Source organism: Mycobacterium sp. TH-M82, from assembly GCF_057473605.1.
Window position 1 is genome coordinate 1 of record NZ_JBYCKY010000663.1, and the last position, 4,490, is coordinate 4,490.

Genomic DNA, 4,490 nt, shown 5'->3' on the forward strand with positions numbered 1-4,490 from the left:
CGCCAAGTGTGGCGTCAAGACCGCCGAGCAGCTCAGCACGACCACATCGGCGCTCTCCCCGCCGGGCTTGCCCTGCGGGTCGATGTAGGAGACGCCGGTGGCCCGCCGGCCGGTGAAGTTGACCTTGAGGACCTGGGTGAGCGGGCGCAAGTCCGTCCGCCCGGTCTGCAGCGCCCGCCGCAACGCGAACAGCGAGTTGTACTTGGCCGAGATCGGGCACCCGTACCCGGAGCAGAACCCGCAGTTGTTACACGCCGGCATGCCGTTGTATTCCACCGAGTTGATCACCATCGGGTAGTAATAGGGATGCAACCCGAGGCGTTTGGCCCCCGCGGCGAGCAGCATCGAGGAGCGCTGCTGCGGCCCTGGCGGCATCGGGAAGGGCGTCTGTTGCGGCGCGTGCCGGAGCACCAGCGCCGGTGTCGACCCGAGATCGCCCTGGGTGCCGATCAGCTTCTCGATCTCGTCGTAGTAGGGAGCCATCTCGGTGTAGTCGAACGGCCAATCGGCCATGTCCGCGCCAGGCACCGGGCCCAAAAGCGACAGCCCCTTGAAGTCGATGTCCCACAGCCGGCAGAACTTGCAGTCCGAGTGGGGGTATGTGCCGCCGACCTGATTAGCTTGGTCGTTGACCTTGCCGACGTAGGTCTGCGCCGCGTTTTGGCTGGCGTTTTCCCGAAACGTGCGCGGGTAGGCCAGCGGGTCGGGATTCTCGAAATAGCGCAGGTGCTTGAGCTCGTCGTTGGAGAACACCGTCGAGAACGGCCCGTGCCCGGCGAGGTCGGAGTAGTAGTTCGGTCCCATCTCGCAGATCACCACGTCCCAGCCGGCCTCGGCGAGCACCATGGCCGTCACCGACCCGCCGGCACCCGAGCCGACGATGACCGCCTTAGGCATTGACGCCGGCCTTTCCGCCCATCGCGGAAATGATCTGCGTCCAGCCTCCGTTCAGGAGTTTGGCGATGATCCCGTTCGGCGGGATCCCGACCAGGTCGAAGTCCGCCGCCTCGACCTCGGCGTTGGTGTAGCCCCGCGGCTGGACGTCCCCCGGCCAATAGATGTCTTGCCAACCGACCAGGCCCGCGTTGCCGCCGTACTCCGGGACGGCGTACATGCCTTCGATGGTGTGGCCGAACAGCAATCTGGTGAAGGACACCGCCTCACCCTGTATCAGGATGCTGTCCTGGCGTGCCTTGGACACCGTGGTGAAGTCGCCGCCGGCCAGCTTGTCGAGCAGCGCGATGCCGTTGGTGTATTGCGTTTGATATCCGGCGATCCGCTGCTTCCACGCGTAGGTCTGGGCGCGGTCGAGCGGGACGAAGTCGGCCATGAAGTCCTGGGTGCCGCCGGCGCGGTTGCTCCACGGCCCGCCTGCGTGCACCTCCGGCGGCGAGAACGAGAACGCCGCCAGCATGTTGTCCAGGAAGCGGACCACGTTCGCTTCGTGCGCGCCCGGGGAGCCGCGCTCCAACAGGTCGTCTTCCGGCCCGGGGATCAGGCGGCGGGTGGCGGCGTCGAGCACCGCGGCCTGGTGCGGCGACAGGAATCGGTACGCCGTGTCGGCGGAAGCGCTCGGCACAACGCCGCGCACGGCCGCGGTCAGCGGCAACAGGCTCAGCCCACCGAGCACCGCGCGACGCGACACCGCTCCCTGCGAGTCAGATCCGCTGACCGTCTCGTCGGGCACGCAAAGATTATGTGGCAGCGATCAGTGATCTCTTGGGATTGTCTCGCGCGGCGGCGTGTCGCGATCGGCGCGATGCAGCTTCGAATCATCAAGCGGGTGCAGGTTGGTAACTGGCGGTAACTGGCGGTAACTGGTGTCAGCTGGGCGCCCTGCTCGCCCCGGCCGTCGTGCCGTGCGCCTCGGCGGCCAGCACCGCGAGTTGTTCGAGCCGAGTCCGGCCGAACGCCTGCCGCTCGGTGATGGCCAGCTGGCCACGGCGGGTGCTCAGGAACGTGACGGTCCACGACAGCAGCGTGCTGATCTTGTTCTTGAAGCCGACCAGGTAGACCAAGTGCAGCAGCAGCCAGGCCAGCCAGGCGATGAAGCCGCTGAACTCCAGCCGGCCGACCTTGGCCACCGCGGAGAACCGCGAAACGGTGGCCATGGAGCCCTTGTCGACATACTGAAACGGCGCACGGGCGGCCGGATCGGCGCCGTCGAGTTCGGCTTTGATCGTGCTGGCGACGTGCTTGGCGCCCTGGATGGCGCCCTGCGCCATGCCCGGCACTCCCTCGACAGCCGCCATGTCACCGATCACGAAGACGTCCGGATGGCCCGGCACGGACAGGTCTGGCAGCACCTTCACCCGGCCGGCCCGGTCCAACTCGACCGAAGACTGCTCGGCGAGATCCCGGCCCAGCGGGCATGCCGAAACTCCCGCCGACCACACCTTGCACTGCGATTCGATGCGCCGGATGCCGCCGTCGGAGTCCTTGACCGTGATGCCGTTGCGGTCGACGTCGGTGACCATCGCCCCGAGTTGGATCTCGACGCCCATCTTCTGCAGCCGCTCGGCGGCTTTCCTGCCCAGCTTTTCACCCATCGACGGCAGCACGGCGGGAGCGGCGTCGAGCAGGATCACCCGCGCCGTGGTCGGATCGATCTTCCGGAATGCACCTTTGTACGTGTGCGTGGCCAGTTCGGCGATCTGCCCGGCCATCTCCACACCGGTGGGGCCCGCCCCGACGACGGTGAACGTCAGCAGCTTCTTCCGCCGTTCGGGATCGCGGGAGCGTTCGGCCTGCTCGAATGCGCTCAGAATGCGGCCACGCAACTCCAGGGCGTCGTCGACGCTTTTCATACCGGGTGCGAACTCGGCGAAGTGGTCGTTGCCGAAGTAGGACTGGCCGGCGCCGGCGGCGACGATCAGGGCGTCGTACGGGGTGTCGTAGGTGTGGCCGAGCAGCTCCGAGGTGACGAACTTGCCCGCCAGGTCGATATGGGTGACATCGCCCAGCAGAACCTGGGCGTTGCGTTGTTCGCGCAGCACGACGCGGGTCGGCGGGGCGATCTCCCCCGAGGACAGGATGCCGGTCGCGACCTGATACAGCAACGGCTGAAATAGGTGATGGGTGGTGCGGGCGATCAACGTGATGTCGACGTGACGTCCACGTGGGGCCCGCTTGAGTTTGCGGGCCGCCGTCAACCCACCGAAGCCCGATCCGATGATGACGACCCGGCGTCGGCGAGCATTCGCTCCAATAGCTTGGGGCTGGGCGCTCATGGAATGGGGTAGCTCCTCGACGACTGCGTTTACCGCGTTCATCATCACGCTAGTTGACCTGGTTGGCGGTTGCCGAATTCGGCGGTTGTGTGTTCAGCCACTTGCACCGGCGCCGGTGGCCTCAGCGACCCGTCAGCCGAACTGAGTCAACGCACGGTGGCCGACATGCAGCGTCTGACCGGTGATATGCCGCTCCGCCGGCGTGGTCAAAAACATTCACCGTGCCCGCCGGGCTGTTGCGACCTGACGCGGGCCGGGTGCGCCTGGGCGAGCGGGTACTGACCGAACACCGCGCGCGGGATTGCTGTCGCGACCCACGATCGCCCGGTCGGCCTGCTGCTGCAGGATCCGCGGCTGTTTCCGCATCTGAGCGTTGCCGGCAACGTGGCTTTCGGTTCGGACAGCGGTCGCCGCGGCTGGTTACCGGCCGGCCGTGCCCGCGGGCGAGCGTCCGCGCAGCACTGGCTGCGCGAGGTGGACGCCGAACAGCTGGCCGACTGCGGGCCGCGGCAGCTCTGGGGCGGCCAGGCGCAGCCGGACGGGGCTCGGGGTCTGGCCGCCGACGTCACCGCCGACGCCGCCGCCGAACTCGGACTGCCGGCGGGGGAGCGCGCCTCGTTCTGCGTCAAAGCCCAGGAGGTGACGCTGCATCCGGTCGCGTCGCATCGGTGACGGACCGGCGCAGTGTCGCAGAGCGGCGCACAATCCGGCACAGCGCAAGCACGTCGCGCTTGCGTCAGAGCTGTAACACGGTAGGTTTTTCTGCCATGAAGCAGCGGGATTCACACTCGACGGCGCGCCGGGGCGCTCGGACACCCACCCTGGCCACCATGCTGGCCCGGGCAGTGGCCGCTACATTGGCCACGGTGGCCGGGACCATCGCCATCGGACTGCCGGTGACTGCGGCGAACGCCGACCCGGTCCCCCCGATGCCGCCGGCGCCGCCGACGAACGCGGCACCGCCCCCGCCAGGGGACCCGTTTGCGCCGCCTGCACAGCCGGTCGAGCCGGGTGAGCCCGAACTCGGCCGGGTCGACGACGGCGCCGACGGGTTCAGCTACGTCGTGCCCGCCGGCTGGGTAGAGTCCGACGCAAGTCACCTCGAATACGGTTCGGCGTTGCTGAGCAAGCAGATCAGCCAGTCGCCGCTGCCGGGCCAGCCGCCGGTGACCGCCAACGACACCCGGATTGTGCTGGGCAAGCTGGACCAGCGGCTCTACGCCAGCTCGGAAAGCGACAGCGCCAAAGCCGCAACCCGGC

General features: G+C 68.0%; 4 protein-coding genes and 2 pseudogenes. 2 read left to right on the plus strand and 4 right to left on the minus strand.

The window, feature by feature from the left end; genetic code table 11:
• From AC2VON_RS19495 to AC2VON_RS19510, 4 genes and pseudogenes are all read right to left on the minus strand, one after another.
• Positions 1-897: GMC family oxidoreductase N-terminal domain-containing protein (locus tag AC2VON_RS19495; RefSeq protein WP_486954425.1), on the minus strand; the 897-nt coding region annotated here is incomplete at its 3' end.
• Complete coding sequence (locus AC2VON_RS19500; RefSeq protein ID WP_486954426.1) at positions 890-1,687, minus strand: gluconate 2-dehydrogenase subunit 3 family protein; 798 nt, start codon at positions 1,685-1,687, stop codon at positions 890-892. The genes AC2VON_RS19500 and AC2VON_RS19495, both read right to left, overlap by 8 nt.
• 136 nt (positions 1,688-1,823) lie before the next feature.
• Positions 1,824-3,230, minus strand: coding sequence for an NAD(P)/FAD-dependent oxidoreductase (locus AC2VON_RS19505; RefSeq protein ID WP_486954428.1), 1,407 nt, complete (start codon positions 3,228-3,230; stop codon positions 1,824-1,826).
• Positions 3,231-3,362: 132 nt separating this feature from the next.
• Positions 3,363-3,446: pseudogene (locus AC2VON_RS19510) on the minus strand (SDR family oxidoreductase); the annotation flags it as partial.
• 5 nt (positions 3,447-3,451) lie between these two features.
• On the opposite strand from AC2VON_RS19510, the pseudogene AC2VON_RS19515 reads away from it, so the two are divergent.
• A pseudogene (locus AC2VON_RS19515) lies at positions 3,452-3,794 on the plus strand (molybdenum ABC transporter ATP-binding protein); the annotation flags it as partial.
• A 203-nt stretch (positions 3,795-3,997) separates the two neighbouring features.
• On the plus strand, positions 3,998-4,490 hold a 493-nt coding region (locus tag AC2VON_RS19520), incomplete at its 3' end, for an APA family fibronectin-binding glycoprotein (RefSeq protein ID WP_486954427.1).

Excerpts from the sequence above, each read along its gene's own strand:
- AC2VON_RS19505 (WP_486954428.1), bottom strand. The coding sequence starts at position 3,230 with ATGAGCGCCCAGCCCCAAGCTATTGGAGCGAATGCTCGCCGACGCCGG.